General features: G+C 70.7%; 18 protein-coding genes. 7 read left to right on the plus strand and 11 right to left on the minus strand.

What is annotated here, in order from left to right; all coding sequences use genetic code 11:
- Positions 1–8: 8 nt before the first annotated feature.
- Positions 9–476, minus strand: a complete 468-nt coding sequence (locus ABD987_RS25190) for a GtrA family protein (protein ID WP_345398444.1) — start codon at positions 474–476, stop codon at positions 9–11.
- A gap of 135 nt (positions 477–611) precedes the next feature.
- Here ABD987_RS25190 and dprE1 point away from each other — a divergent pair, with 135 nt between their 5' ends.
- The 5 genes from dprE1 to ABD987_RS25215 all read left to right on the plus strand — a co-directional run bounded on the left by dprE1 (position 612) and on the right by ABD987_RS25215 (position 4,849).
- Positions 612–1,982, plus strand: coding sequence for a decaprenylphosphoryl-beta-D-ribose oxidase (dprE1, locus tag ABD987_RS25195; RefSeq protein WP_345398447.1), 1,371 nt, complete (start codon positions 612–614; stop codon positions 1,980–1,982).
- On the plus strand, positions 1,979–2,734 hold the full coding sequence (gene dprE2 / locus ABD987_RS25200; RefSeq protein ID WP_345398449.1) for a decaprenylphospho-beta-D-erythro-pentofuranosid-2-ulose 2-reductase: 756 nt from the start codon (positions 1,979–1,981) through the stop codon (positions 2,732–2,734). The genes dprE1 and dprE2 overlap by 4 nt, the downstream gene beginning before the upstream one ends.
- 57 nt (positions 2,735–2,791) lie before the next feature.
- Positions 2,792–3,532 (plus strand): hypothetical protein, encoded by a 741-nt coding sequence (locus tag ABD987_RS25205; RefSeq protein WP_345398452.1) that lies wholly within the window; start codon positions 2,792–2,794, stop codon positions 3,530–3,532.
- A complete protein-coding gene (locus ABD987_RS25210; protein ID WP_345398455.1) occupies positions 3,532–4,122 on the plus strand; it encodes a hypothetical protein in 591 nt (196 codons plus the stop codon). The genes ABD987_RS25205 and ABD987_RS25210 overlap by 1 nt, the downstream gene beginning before the upstream one ends.
- 109 nt (positions 4,123–4,231) lie before the next feature.
- On the plus strand, positions 4,232–4,849 hold the full coding sequence (locus tag ABD987_RS25215) for a VC0807 family protein (protein WP_345398458.1): 618 nt from the start codon (positions 4,232–4,234) through the stop codon (positions 4,847–4,849).
- On the opposite strand, the gene ABD987_RS25220 is transcribed toward ABD987_RS25215, so the two are convergent.
- The 6 genes from ABD987_RS25220 to glf form a co-directional block, all read right to left on the minus strand.
- Entirely contained in the window at positions 4,827–5,420 is a 594-nt protein-coding gene (locus tag ABD987_RS25220) for a hypothetical protein (RefSeq protein ID WP_345398461.1), read from the minus strand. The genes ABD987_RS25215 and ABD987_RS25220 overlap by 23 nt on opposite strands.
- Before the next feature lie 69 nt (positions 5,421–5,489).
- A complete protein-coding gene (locus ABD987_RS25225) occupies positions 5,490–7,001 on the minus strand; it encodes a hypothetical protein (RefSeq protein WP_345398464.1) in 1,512 nt (503 codons plus the stop codon).
- Between the two features lie 150 nt (positions 7,002–7,151).
- Positions 7,152–7,697 (minus strand): hypothetical protein, encoded by a 546-nt coding sequence (locus ABD987_RS25230; RefSeq protein ID WP_345398467.1) that lies wholly within the window; start codon positions 7,695–7,697, stop codon positions 7,152–7,154.
- A gap of 102 nt (positions 7,698–7,799) precedes the next feature.
- The gene (locus ABD987_RS25235; protein WP_345398470.1) at positions 7,800–8,792 is read right to left on the minus strand and encodes a decaprenyl-phosphate phosphoribosyltransferase; all 993 of its coding nucleotides are present in this window, start codon (positions 8,790–8,792) and stop codon (positions 7,800–7,802) included.
- Complete coding sequence (locus ABD987_RS25240) at positions 8,789–9,307, minus strand: phosphatase PAP2 family protein (protein ID WP_345398473.1); 519 nt, start codon at positions 9,305–9,307, stop codon at positions 8,789–8,791. The genes ABD987_RS25235 and ABD987_RS25240 overlap by 4 nt, the downstream gene beginning before the upstream one ends.
- Complete coding sequence (glf, locus tag ABD987_RS25245) at positions 9,300–10,523, minus strand: UDP-galactopyranose mutase (RefSeq protein ID WP_345398476.1); 1,224 nt, start codon at positions 10,521–10,523, stop codon at positions 9,300–9,302. The genes ABD987_RS25240 and glf overlap by 8 nt, the downstream gene beginning before the upstream one ends.
- A gap of 76 nt (positions 10,524–10,599) precedes the next feature.
- On the opposite strand from glf, the gene ABD987_RS25250 reads away from it, so the two are divergent.
- Complete coding sequence (locus ABD987_RS25250) at positions 10,600–12,591, plus strand: DUF6541 family protein (protein ID WP_345398479.1); 1,992 nt, start codon at positions 10,600–10,602, stop codon at positions 12,589–12,591.
- A gap of 172 nt (positions 12,592–12,763) precedes the next feature.
- Here the strand turns inward: ABD987_RS25250 and ABD987_RS25255 are convergent, their stop codons facing one another.
- On the minus strand, positions 12,764–13,651 hold the full coding sequence (locus ABD987_RS25255) for an LLM class flavin-dependent oxidoreductase (protein WP_345398482.1): 888 nt from the start codon (positions 13,649–13,651) through the stop codon (positions 12,764–12,766).
- A 118-nt stretch (positions 13,652–13,769) separates the two neighbouring features.
- Between ABD987_RS25255 and ABD987_RS25260 the strand changes: the two genes are divergently transcribed.
- Positions 13,770–14,573 (plus strand): HAD family hydrolase, encoded by an 804-nt coding sequence (locus tag ABD987_RS25260; RefSeq protein WP_345398835.1) that lies wholly within the window; start codon positions 13,770–13,772, stop codon positions 14,571–14,573.
- Between the two features lie 380 nt (positions 14,574–14,953).
- Here ABD987_RS25260 and ABD987_RS25265 read toward each other — a convergent pair whose 3' ends face one another.
- The 3 genes from ABD987_RS25265 to ABD987_RS25275 are packed head-to-tail and all read right to left on the minus strand — an operon-like array spanning position 14,954 to position 18,851.
- Complete coding sequence (locus ABD987_RS25265; RefSeq protein ID WP_345398485.1) at positions 14,954–15,682, minus strand: lysophospholipid acyltransferase family protein; 729 nt, start codon at positions 15,680–15,682, stop codon at positions 14,954–14,956.
- Positions 15,683–15,714: 32 nt separating this feature from the next.
- Positions 15,715–17,190 carry a glycan biosynthesis hexose transferase WsfD gene (wsfD, locus tag ABD987_RS25270; protein ID WP_345398488.1) on the minus strand — a complete coding sequence of 492 codons (1,476 nt, stop codon included), beginning with the start codon at positions 17,188–17,190 and terminating at the stop codon, positions 15,715–15,717.
- Positions 17,187–18,851 (minus strand): hypothetical protein, encoded by a 1,665-nt coding sequence (locus tag ABD987_RS25275; protein ID WP_345398491.1) that lies wholly within the window; start codon positions 18,849–18,851, stop codon positions 17,187–17,189. Before ABD987_RS25275 ends, wsfD begins: the two co-directional genes overlap by 4 nt.
- Positions 18,852–18,967: the final 116 nt, after the last annotated feature.

Here is an 18,967-nt window from a genome sequence, read left to right on the forward strand (position 1 = left end):
AAGAATCCTCAGTTCTCCTTTACCGGGTGTTCACGGAAAACGACCCACTTGAGCATGACGAAATTGATCACCGTGGCGGTTGCCTGCGAGATCACCCAACCTAATGTGGCCTTCCACGCCGACTCGGGCAGCAGGTGCAGCATCCACCGGTTCATCCCGACCGCGACGAAGAACGTCACAGCGTAGAGCAGCACGAACCCGCCGACCTGGGCACCGCCGCCCCGCCTGCCCCCGGCGAAGGTGAACCGCCGGTTCAGGAAGAACGCCGTGGTCGTGCCCACGACGAAGCTGATCGCGCGCGCGATGTCCACCCACGGTGTCGCGTCCATCCCGAGCGCGCGCAGCAGCGAGTAGGTCCCCAGGTCGACGAGGGCGCAGAATCCCCCGATGAGGGCGAAGCGGATGAGCTGCCCGAGCAGCCCCGGGCTCGACGGCGGCACTGCCGTCGCGTCGGCTTGCGGATCTGTCGCCACCACTGCTGTTACCTCGTCGGCTTCGATTCGCGGTCGGCTTTCAACCACCTGGGCGCTTGTGCCTTGATGCGCAAAGTGTAGAAGCGGCCTCTTCAGGGTCACGTTCCGGGCGGCGTTCGGCGTGGCTACCCTGGTCGGGTGACCCAAGCACCCGAGACACAGCGGAAGACGCTCACCGGCTGGGCGAGGACGTCACCGACCATCGCCGACGTGCTGAGCACTCCCGATGTCGAGGTTATCGCGCGCGCCGTGACGCGGGCGGGCGAACGCGGTGTCATCGCGCGCGGGCTCGGCCGCTCCTACGGCGACCCGGCGCAGAACGCGGGCGGCCTCGTGGTCGACATGACCGCGCTGAACCGGATCCACTCGATCGATCCGGACAGCGGGCTCGTCGTCGCCGACGCCGGGGTCAGCCTCGACCAGCTGATGCGCGAGGCGCTGCCGTACGGCCTGTGGGTCCCGGTGCTGCCCGGCACCCGCCAGGTCACCATCGGCGGCGCGATCGCCAACGACATCCACGGCAAGAACCACCACAGCGCGGGCAGCTTCGGCAACCACGTCGTCTCGATGGACCTGGTCACCGCGGACGGGCGGGTCCGCACGCTGACCCCGGAGGGCCCCGAGTCGGAGCTGTTCTGGGCGACCGTGGCCGGGATCGGGCTCACCGGCATCATCGTGCGCGCCACGATCCGGATGACCAGGACCGAATCGGCCTACTTCGTCGTCGACAACGATCGCACCGACGACCTCGACGGCACCCTCGCCCTCATCAGCGACGGCTCCGACGACGACTACACCTACTCGTCGGTCTGGTTCGACACGATCAACAAGGGCCGCAAGCTCGGCCGGGGCGCCTTCGCCCGCGGCTCGCTCGCCAAGCTCGACGACCTGCCGCCGAAGCTGCGGGCCGAGCCGCTGAAGTTCTCCGCGCCGCAGCTGCTCACGGTGCCGGACGTGTTCCCGAACGGCCTGATGAACAAGCTCTCGCTGAGCGCGATCGGCGAGTTCTACTACCGGTCGACCCCGAAGCGGGGCCGGGGCGCGATCCAGAACATCACCGCCTTCTATCACATGCTCGACCTGGTCGGGGAGTGGAACCGCGGCTACGGCAGCAAGGGCTTCCTCCAGTACCAGTTCAGCACCCCGATCGGCGCGAACGAGGATCTCCGCCGGATCGTGGAGAAGGTCGCGCACTCCGGGCACTACTCGGCGCTCAACGTCTTCAAGCAGATGGGCGCGGGCAACCGGGCGCCGCTGTCGTTCCCCGACACCGGCTGGATGGTCTGCCTCGACTTCCCGATCAAGTCCGGGCTGAGCGCGCTGTGCACCGAGCTGGACGAAATGGTGCTGGCCGCCGGCGGGCGGTTGTACACGGCCAAGGACTCGCGGACCTCGCCCGAGACCTTCGCGAAGATGTACCCGCGGCTGGACGAATGGCGCAAGGTCCGCGCTTCCATCGACCCCGAAGGCGTTTTCGCCTCTGACATGAGCCGGAGGCTCGAACTGTGATCGACGCGGTTGGCAATCCCCAGTCCCTGCTGCTGCTCGGCGGCACGTCCGACATCGCGCTGGCGATCGCGGAGAAGTACCTCGCCGAGCGCCCGCTGCGGGTCGTGCTGGCCGCGCGGCCCTCGCCCCGGCTGGAGGCCGCGGCGCAGCGCCTGAAGGACAAGGGCGCCGAGGTGTCCACTGTGGACTTCGACGCGACGGCCACGGCCACCCATCCGGCGGTGCTGGACAAGGCGTTCGAGGCCGGGGACATCGACGTCGCGGTCGTTGCCTTCGGGCTGCTCGGGGACGCCGAGGAGCTCTGGCAGGACCACGCGAAGGCCGTCGAGGCGGCGACGGTGAACTACACCGCCGCGGTTTCGGTCGGCGTCGCGCTCTCGGAGAAGCTCAAGGCGCAGGGGCACGGGACGGTGATCGCGCTGTCCTCGGTGGCAGGCGAGCGCGTCCGGCGGTCGAACTTCGTCTACGGCTCGACCAAGGCCGGGTTCGACGGCTTCTACCTCGGCCTCGGCGAGGCGCTCGCGCCGCACGGCGTCAAGGTGACCGTCGTCCGCTCGGGTCAGGTGCGGACCAAGATGACCGACGGGCTCAAGGACGCCCCGCTGACGCGGACCGCCGAGCAGGTCGCCGAGCTCTCCGTCGCCGCCGCCCGCGCGGGCAAGGACCTCGTGTGGTCCCCGCCGCCGTTCCGCTGGGTGATGTCGGTGCTGCGGCACGTGCCGCGTCCGATCTTCCGCAAGCTGCCGATCTGACCGGGTTCGCCCGGAGCCGGTCCCGAGTGCCGTCAAGAGGGCGTTGGTGGTGGCTGGATGAATCTCGCGGATCCGCTCGGCCCGGCCACCCAGGCCGCGGCGTCGCTGCACCCCGGTGAACGGCTGCTCTGGGCCGCCTACGGCCGGGTGGTGAACTACCACATCCGTGGCCTGACGCCGCTGGGACGGCCGGAGCGGAGTGCGCTGCGCAAGCTCGGCTCTGGCGTCGCGGGATTCGCGGGCGACGCCGTCGACGCGATGCTCGGCGGCGGGGACGACAGTGGTCCCGACCGGCCGCCGCCCCCGCAGGTCGTGGCGTTCGGCGAGCGGGAAGGCGTGCTGGCGCACACGTTCCTGCGCGAGCTGACCCCCGCCGGTCCGGCGGGACGGCTCTGGGCGCTGACCTCGTCCCGGCTCGTGGTGCTGCACCGGTTCGTGCCGCCCGAGCCGGAGCCGGCACCCCCGGCGGAGAAGTCGTTCGTGGCGAAGGCGGTCGGGTTCGGCAAGGGGCTGGCCAAGGCGGGCAAGGACATCGCCGGGATCATCACCGACCGGACGAAGACCTACGGCGACAACCGGGAGGGCGAGCCGGTGCCCCGGCACGAGATGACGGTGGCCGCGGAGCTGCCCGCGGCCCGTGTCGCCGGGGTCGCGACGGCGCGGCACGGCGGGAAGCTACGCGGCAGGCCGTGCCTCCGCATGTCCCTTGTGGACGGTTCGGGCCTCGACTTCCTTTTCGACGTCGAGGATCCCGCGATGTTCTCCTGGCTGCTCGCGCGGACGAACGGGGCGGGCTGATGGACCTCGCGGTCCGGACCGCCACCGAGGTCGACAAGATCGTCGAGCGCGAGCTCACGCAGTGCTGGCTGCGGCCGGGCGAAGTGCTGCGGCTGGGCTGCCCGCCGCTGTACGGCCACGTCGGGCTACGGCTCGGCGCCGAACTCCACGTCCCGTACACCGCGGCACGCGAGACACCGAAGGTGAGCGGCGCGCCGCCGCGCTGGCCGGTGCCCGGTGCGGTGCCGGAGGAGGACTGGACCGACGATCCCGCGCTGGGGTACTGGGCCGTCGCGCGGGAGCGGGGACAGCTCGCCGTGCTGCTGGCCGACCACTTCGCGGCCGGGGCCGGGGAAGCGCGGCTGACCTGGACGAACCAGCGGCTCGCGGTCGTCTATCCGGCCAAGCTGCTGGCCGAGGGCGGCGCGAGCGGGCCGTTCACCACGGGCGAGGAGTTCGACACCCGGGCCGTGACCGGGCTGGACGCGCTCCACCCGGGACGCAGCTTCCCGCCACGCCCGGTGCTCCGGTTCGGTTTCGCGGACGGCTCGGCGGTGTTCCTGCGTGACGTCCTCGCGCCGCTGAAGGTCGCCCGCGCCCGGCAACGCTGAGCCCGGACGGGCTCAATCCCCGGGTTGACGCGGGGATCCACCCGAGGGGCGCGCGGACCAACCCGCGCGTCGATGTGCCGGTCCCCCTCCCGGGGACACCCTGGTGGGCATGACGAACACTTCCCGCTTCCTGCCCCTGGTCCGAGACCTCATCGTGCCGATGGCGGTGTTCTACGGGCTCCGCGCGTTCGGGGTCGACGCGCTCTGGGCGCTGCTGCTCGGCGGGCTGCCCCCGGCACTGCGCGTCGGCTGGGTGGCGCTGCGGGAGCGCCGGATCGACCCGCTGGGCACGTTCGTGCTCGCGATGCTCGTGGTCAACGTGGCGGTGTCACTGATCTCCGGCGATCCCCGGTTGCTGCTGATCCGCAGCGCCTGGTTCGGGCTGCTGGTGGGCGGCTGGATGCTCGTCAGCCTCGCCGTCGGGCAGCGGCCGTTCATCTACCACGCCGCGCGGACGATGGCGCCCGGCCGCACCGAACCGATGGAACGGCGGTGGGCCGAGGACGCCGAGGTCCGGCGGCTGTGGCGCGTCGTCACGCTGTGGTGGGGCGTGGGCAACCTGGCGCTCGGCTGCGTCGTCGTCGCGATGGCCTACACCCTGCCGGTGGACTCCGTGCCGGTCCTCGACACGCTCGTCACCGTCGCCGCGATCGTCGGCGGCCTCAGGTACACCCGGAGCCGGCTCGCCTCGGCGGAGCTCGGGCTCAAGCAGCCTGTCGCGGCGTGAACCCGTCGAAGGCACGCACGGCGACGTCGGGATCCTCGGCGTAGTACCGGATCACCCGCACCGATTCGGTGCCGCCGAGCGGGCGCGTCACGGTGACCGGCTCGCGGAGTTCGAGCACCAGGTTGGTGTCGTAGTCCTCGTGCATGATCAGCTCGTCGCCGGTGAAGGGCCGCACGGTGGGCGGATGGGTCTGCTTGTGCCGTCGCAGGGTAAGCACGTCGGCGAGCGGGACGCGCACGTCGTAGAAGGCGCCCGCCCGTATCCACACCTCTCGCGGCGAGACGACGTGCGGACGGGTCACCGACGCGGCGAAGACGCCGAAGACGAACAGCACCGAGTAGAGGCCGAGCACCAGCAGGACGAGGTCGGTCACGATCCCGAGGTCGATCAGGAACAGCAGGCCGGTCTCGACGAGCGAAACCACGGCGAACACGATGAGCATCGGCGTACGCGGTCCCGAATACGGCAGGGCCACGCCGTCGGCGGGCACGTCCTTGCGGCGGCGGAGGAGCAGGATGATGCTGGCGAATGCCCGGCGCTCGTTGCGAAAGTATCTCCGGACGGCCTCCATTGGCCCAACCCCCTGGGTCAATTCCGGGAGTGTCCGTCGCACCCCCTTCAAAGGTACCAACGAAAACGGTCACCGGGACGCGTTCGCGGGCGCCAGGTACAGCCGTTGCGTGCCCACCCACGGCGAGTCGATCGTCCAGCTCGCCAGCGCGCCCGGCGGCGCCGCGCGGCGGGTCGTGGCGAGCACGAGGTCGGGGGTCGCGGGGGCGACGCTGTGGTCGAAGTTGTGGAAGTTGGCCTCCAGCAACGCGCGCGCCAGATCGCCACTGCGACTCTTCGTCGCCGCGATCGCCGGGTCGACGGCGCCGCGGTCGGAGTACTGGTCCACGAGCTGGCAGTCACAGGCGTAGGCCAGCGCGCCCGCCTCACCGGCGCTCTCGACCTTCCGCCCCTTGGCCAGCGCGCCGAGCTGTTGCCCGATCTTCCGGTATTCCGCCGACGCCGCGTGGTTGCTGGTGATCGGCGCGAACCGGCGCGGCAGCCCGGGCAGCGCGTACACGGCGGCGCCGGCCAGCACGAGCGCACCGGCGCCGATCGCCGCCCAGGCACGGGACCGCTGCGGTGCTTCGCACAGGACGGCGGCGAGGAAGATCGTCGCGCCGACGATGCTCGGCGCGTAGTACCAGTGATACGGCGGCACCCCGAGCCAGGAGTAGGCGAGGTAGTGCACCACGCCCGCGACGGCCAGCGCGGCGAACGGCGCCAGTGCGCGGGCCCGCGCCGACCCGGCCCGCACCTTGACCGTCCACAGTAGACCCGCGACGCCACCGAGCAGCAGCGGCAGGAAGGAAAGCGTTGCGGCGGCGGGAAAACTACGAAAGTAGAGCAGCGGGCCGTTGACGAAGCTGAACTCTCCCCACGGCGGCTGGGCGATCTTGATGACCAGCGTGTCCGGCACCGCGGAGCCGAGGACGCTCCAGCTGAACGCGAACCACGGCACGGTGACCGCGAGCAGGGTGAGCGCGGTACGCCAGACACCGGCCCAGAACCGGCGGCGGGCCAGGAACACGACGAGCGCGACGAGCAGCAGGTCGATCCGGACGAGCACCAGCAGGCCCGCGACGAACCCGAGCGCGACCGGACGGCGTTCGACGGCGAACACCACCAGCCAGCTCGCCCCGGCGGCGCCGAGCGCGACCTCCAGCCCCACCGAGGACAGCAGCAGCGGGTTCACCAGCAGCATCGCGAACGCGAGCGGCGCGAGCGCGGGCGCGACCCCCGCGCCGGCCGCGGCGCGCCGCAACCCGAGCACCAGCACGACCTGGCTCAGCACGAAGACGATCCCGGCGGCGAGGACCGCGTCTCGCGCCAGGAAGGTCACCGTCGCGAGGGCCAGTACGTTCAGCGGCGAGGTCGCGGTGTTGGCGGTGCCCTGCTCGACCAGGCCCCAGTGACCGTGGAAGGCGAGGTTCTTCGCGTACGACAGCGTGACGTAGCTGTCGTCGATGAGATGGCCGCTGACCAGCGAGAAGACCGCCGTGGACGCCGCCGCGGCCCCGGCGGGCAGCAGCCAGGGACGCGCTCTCGCCACGACGGACGTCGACAGGAGGAACCTGGGCGTCGCGGCGGTGGTGGTGTCCATCACGGGACACCGTACACAATGATCGTGATCTTCTCGTGACCTGTCGGCTTCTTAATCCCCGTGGTCGCTCGACACCGCGGCACCAAAGTCCGTGAATGCCACATTGAGGGACTCTGAGTCCCTCAAGGTGGCATTCACGGACCAGCGGAGTCAGCCGCCTTGGCCTGGGGTTTCGGTGCCGCCGCGGCCGGGCTGGCCCGGACCGTTCTGGCCGGGGGCGGGGTTGCCGTGGCCGCGGAAACCGCCACCGTCACGCGGGTGATGCATGCGGGCGACGCCGGGGCGCGGTCCGTTGTGGTGGGTCGAGGCGGCGATGATGCCGACGACCCCGCCCCCGACCACCAGACCGAGCACCCCGACCGCGACCAGCTGGGTCGCGCGGTGCCCGGCGAACCGCCGGAACCCTCCGGGCTGCCGAGGTCCCGGTGTCGCGGCCGGAGCGCCCCAGACGCCAGGCGGTGGCGGCGGCGTCGCACCGGCCGCTGGTGGCGGTGGCGAGCTGGGCGATGCCTGCTCGGAGGCCGCGTCGGCGACCGGCTGTCCGGCCGCGGGCTGTGCGGCGGGCGGGGACACCCGTCCGGCGGCCGCCGGCGGCTGTTCGACGGTGGGCTGGTCCGCCGTGGGGTGATCGGCACCCGCGGGCGGTGGTACGGCACCCGGCGTGGGTTCGCGCTGCGGGTCGGCGGGGTTGGTCATCACGAGCTCCCTGAGTTCACCGGACCCGGCGTTTCGCCCCGGGCCCACCATCGAGGGTGAGCCCGCTTCCTGTGTGAACGCTGTACAGGAGCTGTTGATTACCTACAGGTAGAAGGACAGGAACAGGGTGATGACCAGTACCCCGCCGAGCACCTGGAGGATGCGGTCACGCAGCACGATCTCCTCGGGCTCGCCCCCGTTCCCGCTGTCGACGTCGACCGCGTAGCGCAGCACCGCGACCACGAACGGGACCATCGAGACGACCGCCCACACCGAGTTGTGCTCGTGCTGGCGGATCTCGAACGCCCACAGGCAGTAGGACATGATCAGGATCGCCGCGGAGGTCGCCCAGACGAACCGCAGGTAGCTCGCCGAGTACTTCTTCAGCGAGGAGCGGATCTTCGCGCCGGTGCGCTCGAAGAGCATGACCTCCGCGTACCGCTTGCCCGCCACCATGAACAGCGAGCCGAACGCGGTGACCAGCAGGAACCACTGCGACATCGGGACCGCGGCCGCGACACCACCGGCGATCGTGCGCATCAGGAAGCCCGAGCTGACGATGGCGAGGTCGATCACCGGCTGGTGCTTGAGCCCGAAGCAGTAGGCGAGCTGGACGGCCTCGTACACCGCCAGCACGACGGCGAGCTGCCAGCTCGCCACGAACGAGATGCCGAGGCCGACCAGGAAGAACACCGCGGCCGACGCGAAGGCCACCGGGACGGGCACGATGCCCGCCGCGATGGGCCGGTTGCGCTTGGTCGGGTGCGCGCGGTCGGCCTCGACGTCGATCGCGTCGTTGATGAGATAGACCGAGGAAGCCACCAGCGAGAACGCCACGAAGGCGATCGCGGCGGCGAAGAGCAGCCCGGCCCGGTCGGTCGACTTGGAGAAGGCGAAGAACGGCGCCGCGAAGACGAGGACGTTCTTCACCCACTGCTTCGGCCGGGCCGTCTTGACGATCCCGCCGACCAGCCCCAAGGGCCCCTTGGCCGCGGTGGCGGGTGCAGCCGGGGCCGGGGTCTCCTCGGTGGAGCTCCCGGACTCGGCGGCGGGCACGTCACCGCTGTCTTCTATTCGCTCGGTCGTTTCGCTCATGATCGCTTCTTCAGCTTTCGTCGAATTAGACCACCGACCAGGCCTCCCAGGGCCGCTCCGGCCAGGACGTCGGTCGGGTAGTGCACGCCGAGCACGAGCCGGGAAGCCAGCATCGGCGGTACCAAGGCGGGCACCAGGTTACGCCCGGTCAATCCGGAGTAGAGCACCGCCGCCGCCGTGGTGGACGTCGCGTGCGAAGACGGGAAGCTCAGCTTGCTCGGCGTACCGACCAGAACCTCGACGCTCGGGTCGTCCGGCCGCGGCCGCCTGACCACGCGTTTCACCGCGATCGACGCGGCATGCGCGCCCACCACGCCACCCGCCGCGACCAGCCAGTCCTTACGTCGCTTCTTGTCGACCGCGGCGCCGATCAGGCCAATCGCGAACCATCCGGCGCTGTGCTCGCCGAAGTGGGAAAGGCCGCGCGCGGCTTTCACCGAGATGTCACTCTTCAGAAAGCTCTGCGCCTTCGCGAGGACGGCCACCTCGCCCGTCGGGGTGCCCTTCTCAAGCATCGAGGGACCCGTCGAGCGGCGCGCCGTCGGTCAGGTGCGGCGCGATCTTGTTGTCGAACGCCGAGAGCGCCGACCCGATCGCCATGTGCATGTCGAGGTACTTGTAGGTACCCAGCCGTCCGCCGAAGAGCACGTTCCGCTCCCGCGCCTCGGTCTTCGCCAGCTCGCGGTAGGCCTCGAGCTTCTCGCGGTTCTCCGGGGTGTTGATCGGGTAGTACGGCTCGTCGTTCTCACCGGCGAAGCGGGAGAACTCACGGAAGATGATCGTCTTGTCCTTCGGGTAGTCCCGCTCCGGGTGGAAGTGGCGGAACTCGATGATGCGGGTGTAGGGGACGTCCCCGTCGTTGTAGTTGACGACCGAGGTGCCCTGGTAGTCGCCGGTCTCCGCGACCTCGGACTCGAAGTCGACGGTGCGCCAGGTGAACCGGCCCGCCGAGTAGCCGAAGTAGCGGTCCAGCGGCCCGGTGTAGACGGTCGGGGTGCCCGCGGGGATGTGCTCGCGCACGTCGAAGTAGTCGACGTTCAGCCGGATCTCGATGTTCTCGTGCTCGGCCATCTTCTCCAGCCACGCGGTGTACCCGTTGACGGGCAGGCCCTCGTAGGTGTCATTGAAGTACCGGTTGTCGAACGTGTAGCGGACCGGCAGGCGCGTGATGATGTTGGCGCCGAGGTTCTTGGGGTCGTTCTCCCACTGCTTCGCGGTGTAGTCCCGGATGAACGCCTCGTAGAGGGGACGTCCGATCAGCGAGATCGCCTTTTCTTCGAGGTTCTGCGCGTTCTCGGTCTCGAACTCCGAGGCCTGCTTGGCGATCAGCTCGCGCGCCTCGTCCGGCGTGTGCGACTTGCCGAAGAACTGGTTGATCATGCCGAGGTTCATCGGCAGCGGGTAGACCTGCCCGTTGTGCTTGCCGAAGACCCGGTGCTGGTAACCGGTGAACTCGGTGAACCGGTTCACGTACTCCCAGACCCGCTTGTTCGAGGTGTGGAACAGGTGCGCTCCGTACTTGTGCACCTCGATGCCGGTCTCCGGGTCCGCCTCGGAGTAGGCGTTGCCGCCGAGGTGGCTGCGCCGCTCGAGGATGAGGACCTTCTTGCCCAGCTCGGCGGCGGCCCGTTCGGCCACGGTCAGACCGAAGAAACCGGACCCGACGACGATGAGGTCGTAACCTGCGAAATCGTCTTCAGTACTGTTGGCGGGGTTCGTGTGCGCGCTCACGGGCGCCCAGGGTACGCAGTCGCTCACCGCTACCCGCACCGACCGTCGTATTTCACCTCGATCCAACAGGGAAGCAGTGCCCACACCCGACGACTTCTGGAGCTATTTCGGCGCTCTCGCCACCTACGTCGGCGTGCTGGCGCTCCCCGGCGGCCTCATCGGGCTGGCGGCGGGACTGCGGGGCTGGGCACTGGCCGGGCTCGCGCCGCTGCTGAGCTACACGGTGACCGGGCTGGCCGGTCCGTGGCTGGCCAAGGTCCACGTCCCGTACAACGCGCTCAGCGTCGCCGGCTGCACGCTGCTGCTCGCGGGTGTCGTGTTCGGGCTGCGCAGGCTCGCCGCGGCCCGCGGGTGGTCCGCGCCGGGGACGGCGGAACCGGTGACGACCTGGACACGCCGCGCACACCTCGCCGTCGTGGCCTGCGTGCTCCTCGCGCTGGGGCTGTCGATCGCCGCGGTGGTGACCGCCAAGAGCGGCACGTTCCCGGTGTTCCAGCGCTGGGACACCGTGTACCACGGGAACGGTATCCGCTACATCGCCGACACCGGCGACGGTTCGCTCACCGGGATGGGCAAGCTCAACTGGTACCCGGACGGGAGCTTCTACCCGAACGGCTATCACCTGGTCGGCGCGCTGGTCTACCAGCTGTCGGGCACGACCGTCCCGATCACGATGAACGCGATGATCATGCCGACCGCGGGCCTGTTCGCGCTGGCGCTGGTCGCGCTGGTCCGCCAGCTCGGCGGGCGCGCGGTGCTCGCGGGCTGCGCCGCGCTGCTCGCCGGGACGGCGACGACCGGGGCCTACGAACAGGTGTCGAGCGGGCTGCTGCCGTTCGCGCTGGGCATCGTGCTGACGCCGCTCGCGGTGGTCGCGCTCCAGCGGTACCTCGTGCGCCCGGACATCGGCGGTGGCGCGGTACTGGCGCTGAGCGCGGTCGGGCTGCTGGCCGAGCACTCCAGCGCGCTGTTCGGCGCGATCCTGCTCGCCTTCCCGCTGGCCCTGCAGCGCTGGTACCGCGTGCTGCGCGGCAGGCGCGCCGACGGCGTCGCCGAGGGCAGGGGCTTCGGGCGAGTGCTCGGCGGCGACCTGCTGCGGATGCTGCCGGTGCTGGTGGTCGCGGTCGTGCTGGCGGCGCCGATGGTCTTCGGGGCGATCGGGTTCACGTCGGGTTCCTACCCGTATCACCCGTGGGGCTCGCACCTGCCGGTGTACAAGGCGCTGGGCCTGCTCGCCACGTTCCACCAGGTGCTGCCCGAACCGCAACTGGTCCTCGCCGCGCTGCTCGCGGTGGGGGTGCTGAGCTTCCGCGCGCTGGGCCGGATGCGCTGGCTGCTGCTGTCCGGGGTCGCGCTGAGCGTGCTGTTCGTGCTGGTGGCGTGCTTCGGCGACACCGACCTGGTGATCACGCTGTCGCGGCCGTGGTGGAACGACCGGTACCGGCTGATGGCCCTCGCCGCGATCCCGCTGTGCCTGTTCGCGGCGCACGGGATGGCCCAGCTCCAACGCTGGCTCGCGAAGCTCGTCTCCCGGTCCACGCGGCCACGGGCCTGGGCCGGGCCTGCCTGCGCGGCGGTGATCGTCGCCCTGTTCGGGGTGCTGACCGGCGGTTTCTCCACCGCGGCGAACGCGAAGACGGTGTCGCTGCTCTACTACAACGGGCTGCCCGGCGAGGTCGTGCCGCCGGTCAACACCGACGAGCTGGCCGCGATGGCCGAGCTGGGCCGGATGGGCATCCCGGCGGACGAGAAGGTGCTCAACGACCGGCTGGACGGCACGGCGTGGATGTACGCGATCGCCGGGGTTCACCCGGTGGCCGCGCACTACGACGCCGGAGTGCCGCCGAAGGACGCGGCCTACCTCGCGCTGCACTTCCGCGAGTACGACACCGACCCCGAGGTGCGGGCCGCGGTGCGGCGGCTCAACGTCCACCACGTGCTGACCGGCAGCGGATCGATCGTGGTCGGCGGGCTGCCCGCGCCGGGGCTGCGGGACCTGGACGGGCTGGACTTCCTGCGCCGCGACTATGCCAATCGCGGCGCGGCGATCTACACGATCGTGAGGTAAGGGTCCTCGTGGCGCGGCCGCCCCTGCCGCGCCACGAGGACCCTGTTCCCCGAACACCCCCGGGTGGCTGACGGGCGGTCCCCCGTACGCCCTACCTTTTCGACGATCGGCGGGGGTAATCGGTTTCCGAGAGCGACCGCTGTCACCCGTTCGCCGTAAGGCCGTCCCGGTGCTACTGGGCCTGGAGGCCGGGGAGGACGTCGCTCGCGACCTTTTCGAGCACGAGTTCACGGCCCTGGTAGGGCTCACCGGAACGCGGCCAGTGCGCGATGATGTCGGTGAAGCCCAGCTCGGCGGCGCGTCCGGCGGCGTCGCGGAACGCCTCGACGCTGGACAGCGAGAACACCGGGGCGGCGTCCAGGCTCAGATGCCGTTCCACCGTCGCGACGTCGCGGCCCACCGCGGCGGCTCGCTCGTCGAAGCGCGCGGACAGCTCAGCGATGCCCTTCCACCAGGCGTCGAGGGTGTCCCCGCCCTTGCCGGTGGTGATCCAGCCCGCGCCGAAGCGGGCGGCGAGGGTCATCGTGCGCGGTCCGTTGGCGGCGACGACGAACGGCAGCCGGGGGCGCTGGACCGTGCCCGGCAGGTTGCGGGCGCCCCTGGCGCGGTAGTACTCGCCGGTGTAGTCGAACTTGTCGGTCATCAGCAGTCCGTCGAGGGCCTCGACGAACTCGGTGAAGCGGTCGGCGCGCTGGCGGGCGGTCAGTTCGGGGCCGTCGAGCACGGCACCGTCGTAACGGGTGTGGTCGACGCCCGCGCCGACGCCGAGGATGAACCGGCCGTCGGAGACGTCGTCGAGCGTGATGAGCTCGCGGGCGAAGGGCACCGGGTGCCGGGCGACCGGCGAGGCGACGCACGTGCCCAGCTTGATCCGCGAGGTGACCGTCGCCGCCGCGGTCAGTGTCGGGACGGCGGAGAACCAGGGCCCGTCGACCAGGTTGCGCCAGCCGAGATGGTCGTACGTCCACGCATGGTCGAAGCCGTACTCCTCGGCGGCGCGCCACTTCGGCTCGGCGGCCCACCAACGATCTTCCGGAAGGATCACGATGCCTACTCGCACGCCTGGAAGGTAGCAGTGAGGGTGACCTTCCTTCCGGCGGGCGGCGATGTCGTCGATCACGTAAACCGGATGATCTCGCGGGGGTTTCGGGGACAATGAAGGAGTGGAGAAGCCCCTGTTGATCGCGTCCGATGTCGACGGAACCCTGCTCGGCCCCGCCGAGGTGCCGAGTGAACGCACGATCGGCGTCGTGCGCCGGGTGCTCGAAGACGGGGTGCCCTTCGTGCTGGCCAGCGGCCGCCCGCCCCGCTGGATCCCGCCGATCGCCGGGCCGCTGGGCCTGACCGGGTACGCGGTGTGCGCGAACGGGGCAGTGCTCCACGACATTGGCCGGCACGAGGTCGTCGCGGTGCACGGCCTGCTGGCGCCGGAGCTGCTGCACGACGTCGCGGCGACGCTGGACCACGCGCTGCCCGGTTGCCGGCTCGCCGCCGAGCGGGTCGTCCTCGGGCCGCTCGGCGACTCCGACATGCACAACTTCGTGATCGAACCCGAGTACCACAACCCGTGGGGCGACGGCGAAGGCCGCTTCGCACCGCGCGCGGAGGTGCTGGGTCACCCGGCGATCAAGCTGCTGATCAGCAAACGCGGGATGGAGTCCGACGAGATGGCGTTCGCGGCGCGGGAGCTGCTCGACGGCGCGGTCGACGTCACCTACTCCTCCTCCGGCGGGCTGATCGAGATCGCCGCGCACGGGATCACCAAGGCGACCGGACTCGCCGAGGTGGCCGAACGGCTCTCGGTACCCCGCGAACGGATCGTCGCCTTCGGGGACATGCCGAACGACGTGGAGATGCTCACCTGGGCGGGACACGGGGTGGCGATGGCGAACGGCCACCGCGCCGTGACGAAGGTCGCCGACGAGATCACCGGCCCCGCGAGCGAAGACGGCGTCGCCCAGATCCTCGAACGCTGGTTCTGACGCCCGCGCCGGGCCACCGCCGGATTCCCGCGCCGCCACGCCGTCACGACCGCGACGAACCCGCCACCCTCACTGTCCATATCGGACACAACGCGCGGATTCGGCCCCGCGCCAACCTCCAGGCATCCCCCACCACTCCCTGGGGGGCGTCCCCTCGACAGTCTATCGCCGGGGTACGACGAAACCCCGGCGAACGTGGCGTGACGGCCCGAGTTGTCCACAGTGAGGTGTCCCTGTGGACAGGTGGATTCGCTGAGGACGTTTGCCCTAGGTGGCGGGGCTGCCGAGGCTCATCTCATGTCCTGAAGGGGTCCTTCACAGCGCCCAACATCCTCAAGGACCCCTTCACGGCACTGAAGTCCACAAAGGACGAATCGGCTTCAGGGCTTCCGGTCCAGTTCGGCGGCTTCCTGCGGGCTCGGGGCGGTACCACCGAGATGGGCGGGAAGCCACCAGCGCTCGTCGTCGGAGGCGGGTTCGTCCGGGTAACCGGCCTGGGCGCGGTCCAGCAGCTCCCCCATGCGCACGCGCAGGTCCTTGGACAGCACCTCGGGATCCTCGCCCGCGCCGGGCCGCAGCGGTTCTCCGGCGATGATCGAGATCGGCACGTGCCGCTGGGTCAGGTTCTTCGGCCTGCCCTTGGTCCACAGCCGCTGGGTGCCCCACAGCGCCATCGGCACCACCGGCACCCCGGCCTCGGCGGCCATCCGCACCGCGCCGGACTTGATCTCCTTGACCGTGAACGACCGGCTGATCGTGGCCTCCGGGAACACGCCGACGACCTCACCCGCCTTCAGCCGCTCGACGGCCTCGGCGTAGGAGGCCTGTCCCGCCGAGCGATCGACCGAGATGTGCTTCATGCCGCGCATCAGTGGTCCGGCGATCCGGTTCTCGAAGATCTGTTTCTTCGCCATGAACCGCACCAGCCGCTTCGCGGGCTGGGCGCCGAGACCGCAGTAGATGAAGTCGAGGTAGCTCACGTGCGTGCACGCGATGACCGCGCCGCCGCGGGCCGGGATGTGCTCCGCGCCCTCGACCCGGATGCGGTTGTCCAGCACCCGGAACATCAACCTCGCCGCCGCGATCACGGGCGGATACACCAGCTCCATCCCGCAAGGCTACGCGACCGTAGGGAGTGAACCTACGGATGCGTAGGTTTTGCGGAGCAGATCACCGGGTCGCGGCGACCGGCGCCACGCGGGAGCAGGGCGAGCGGGACGGCGAGCAGGGTCGCGAACAACGCCACCGCCTGGTGCTTGACGTTTTCGATGCCGTCGCCCAGCGCGGCCAGCACGAACTGGCCGACCGCGACGGCCAGGAGCAGGCCGAGCACGGCGCCCAGCGCGGCGCGCCGGTGCCGCACTCCCCGCCAGGCGACGAACAGCCACAACGGGACCAGCGCGAACAGCCCCAGCGGCGCGAACAACCCGGTCAGCCAGGACACCACCGGCATCCGGTACTCCTGCGCGTGGGGCGGCAGGCCGGCGGAGGCGTCGAAACTGCCGAGGTAGTCCGGGCGGGCGGTGAGCAGGTCGCTCGCGGCGCGGTTCAGCACTTCGAGGGTGCGCCCGGGATGACTCGCGAAGTAGCCCGCGACGTTGTGCCGGCTCAGTTTGTCGCGGTAGCGCGGGTACTCCGGATCGAGCGTCGCCGGGTTCGGGTGCCACCAGCCGTTGCCCGCGTACCGCGCGAAGCCGGGCGGCAGCCCGAGCGCCGCGAGGTCGGCCTGGGTGTCGTGCTTCCCGTCGACGATGTTCAAAAAGACGGTGTTGAACATGTTGATCTCGCGCGAGTCGTCACCGGGACGCGCCGCGAGCGTGCCGTCCGGTGCCTTCGCGGGCTCGACGCTCTGCTGCGCGGCGTAGGTCAGCCCGCCGAGCGCGGCGGCGACGAGCAGGGACGGCACCCAGCGCGCGAGCCCACGACGGCCACCCGGCCGGACCAGCAGCACAGCGACGACGAGCAGCGGGAGGATCATCAGGGTCTGGACCTTGGCGTTGATCGCGACGACCCCGCCGAGCACGGTCACCGCCATCCCCGCGTAGCTCCACCAGCCGACGCGGGCGGTGAGCAGGAGCCCACCGGCCACCAGCAGCAGGCCCAGGAACGCCGCCCCCTCGCCCAGCACCGAGGCGAAGTAGCCGAAGAAGGCCGAGTCGCCGACGACCAGCAGCAGCCCGGCGGCCACCGCGAGCCGGACACCGCGCCGGCCGGGCAGGCCGAGGACGACCGCCGTGATCGCGGCCGCGATGAGAGCACTGCTCACGATTCCGAGCACCGCGAGATTCAGTGATTCGTGCTCGCCGAAGTGAGCACCGATCCGCCGGGCGGCGCTCGCGAGCCAGCTCTGGCTCAGCAGGTAGGTCGGCTCGCAGGTCCCGCCTGGCACGTCGTACACCAGGCGCGCGAACGGTTCCGGACCGCTCCGCCAGGGAATCCCGGCGCCGCACAGCACCCGGAACCCGTCGCCGTTGTCCGACATCGAGACCGGACGCGGCACCAGGAACCGGACCAGCAGCACCGACAGCACCGCGCCGAAGACACCGAAGCCGAGTACCGCTTCTTCCCCACGACGCTGCTTGACAGGTACTGGGCTGGGCGCGGTATCGACACTCACGAAGGGCAAGGTACGTGACGGAACTCCGGTGACCTGTCGAGGTCGTCGACAACGGTCTGCGCCTGTTCGGTTCTCGGGTACACCGCGACCCAGGAGGACGTCCCCTCCCGCTGGAACGTCGCGACCTGGTACTTCCCGGCGTAGACGGGATCGATGCCGCACCGCTGGCCGTCGGTGTACCCGGTCCCGGTCGGCACGGCCACCGTCGGGCGGCGCAGGTTGACCACGTAGTCGTAGTCGGTGACCACGCCACGCTCGCGCCTGCCCTCCCTGGCGATGTGATCGTCGGTCTGGCCGAGGACGTCGACGACGAGCAGCTGCGCGCCCATGCGGTAGGACAGCGCGCCCGGCGAGGAGGCGCTGATCACCGAACCCGGCGGCAGGTAGTCGGCCAGCCAGTCACCGATCTCCGCCAGCTGCGCGCTCCGCGTCTGCCACTCCCGGACGCGGTCGAGCACCTCCGGGCTGAACATGGAGACCAGCACGGCGATCCCGGCCAGCCCGGCGGCGGCCACCGGCACCAGCCGGGTCCCGGCGGGCCACGCCCGCGGCCGCGGCGAGGGTTTCGCGGTCGCGACGGCGGTCAGCACGCCGTACGCGGACACCGACGCGACGGCGAGCAGTGGCGGCAGCGGCGCGAGCTGACGCCACGACAACGAGCCGTCGCCGCCCAGCAGGACCGCGAACACCGCCAGGCCCGCCGCGACGGCGAACAACAGCCAGATGACCGAACGCGCCTCGCGGTCCGGGCCGCCGCGGCGCAGCAGCAACGCGACCGCGGCGACCAGGGCCAGCAACAGGAAACCCTGATGTACCAAGGAAAAATCGGACAGGTAGTGCCAGCCTTCGGCGACCCGGGTCCCGAACGTGCCGCTCAGCCGCGCGTCGACCGCGGTCGGCAGCAGGTGGTGGTAGTAGGTGACCCGCCACGCCGTCCACGGCGCGAGGAACACCAGCGCGCCGAGCGCGTACCCGGCGGGCGCCCACCAGCTGTGCCTGCCGCGGGCCGCGGCGAAGACCAGCCACAGCCCGGCGAGCAGCGCCGCGACGAGTCCATCCGGGCGGGTCATCACGGCGAACGCGACGAGCACCCCCGCCACGACCGGGCGCCGGGCCGCGAGCGCGTAGCACAGGGACAGCAGCAGGAGGACGAACAACGGCATCTCGCCGCCGGACGGCCCGTAGACGGCCAGCCCGCTGGCACCCGCGGTGAGCATCGCGGCGGCGATGCCGAGCGCGGGGCGGGGTTCGGCGCCCTCCGGCAGCGCGAGCCCGGCGATCCGGTTGACGAGAAAGTACGTGAGCAGCACCGAACCGAGCGCCGCGACGACACCGAGGGCGACCGCCGCGCCTTCGACGCCGACACCGAACGCGGCCTTCGGCAGGGAGATGAGCACGAGCCACAGGAAGTTGGCGTAGCCCTCGACACGCTCGCCCGCGTTGAACACGGGCCCGTTCCCGTCGGCGATGTTGCCCGCGTACCGGAACGCGATGTACGCGTCTTCGGTGATGGTGGCGAACAGCAGCTGATGTGCCAGGGAGAACGCGAGAACGAGAACCAGCACGATGGTGCGCCAGCGACGGTCCGTGGCGATCCGGCCCCAGGTGGTGACGACCAGTACGGCCAGCAGGAGCCAGGCACCCACGACCGCGTAAACCACCCGGCCCCCAATCCTCGACCGCCGACCGCGTTCTCACCGCATGCGAATGATTATCGATCATCCTGGCAGGATGTTTCGCGTCAGCTGGACAATGCGGGCCAAATCTCCGCGATTCG

The sequence above is a fragment of the Amycolatopsis samaneae genome (assembly GCF_039541975.1).
Lineage (GTDB): Bacteria > Actinomycetota > Actinomycetes > Mycobacteriales > Pseudonocardiaceae > Amycolatopsis > Amycolatopsis samaneae.

What these genes read in the sequence shown, in the direction of transcription:
- ABD987_RS25205 (WP_345398452.1), top strand. Translation starts at nt 2,792, where the DNA reads ATGAATCTCGCGGATCCGCTCGGCCCGGCCACCCAGGCCGCGGCGTCG.
- ABD987_RS25210 (WP_345398455.1), top strand. Translation starts at nt 3,532, where the DNA reads ATGGACCTCGCGGTCCGGACCGCCACCGAGGTCGACAAGATCGTCGAG.
- ABD987_RS25215 (WP_345398458.1), top strand. Translation starts at nt 4,232, where the DNA reads ATGACGAACACTTCCCGCTTCCTGCCCCTGGTCCGAGACCTCATCGTG.
- ABD987_RS25220 (WP_345398461.1), bottom strand. Translation starts at nt 5,420, where the DNA reads ATGGAGGCCGTCCGGAGATACTTTCGCAACGAGCGCCGGGCATTCGCC.
- ABD987_RS25225 (WP_345398464.1), bottom strand. Translation starts at nt 7,001, where the DNA reads ATGGACACCACCACCGCCGCGACGCCCAGGTTCCTCCTGTCGACGTCC.
- ABD987_RS25230 (WP_345398467.1), bottom strand. Translation starts at nt 7,697, where the DNA reads ATGACCAACCCCGCCGACCCGCAGCGCGAACCCACGCCGGGTGCCGTA.
- ABD987_RS25235 (WP_345398470.1), bottom strand. Translation starts at nt 8,792, where the DNA reads ATGAGCGAAACGACCGAGCGAATAGAAGACAGCGGTGACGTGCCCGCC.
- ABD987_RS25240 (WP_345398473.1), bottom strand. Translation starts at nt 9,307, where the DNA reads ATGCTTGAGAAGGGCACCCCGACGGGCGAGGTGGCCGTCCTCGCGAAG.
- ABD987_RS25265 (WP_345398485.1), bottom strand. Translation starts at nt 15,682, where the DNA reads ATGGAGCTGGTGTATCCGCCCGTGATCGCGGCGGCGAGGTTGATGTTC.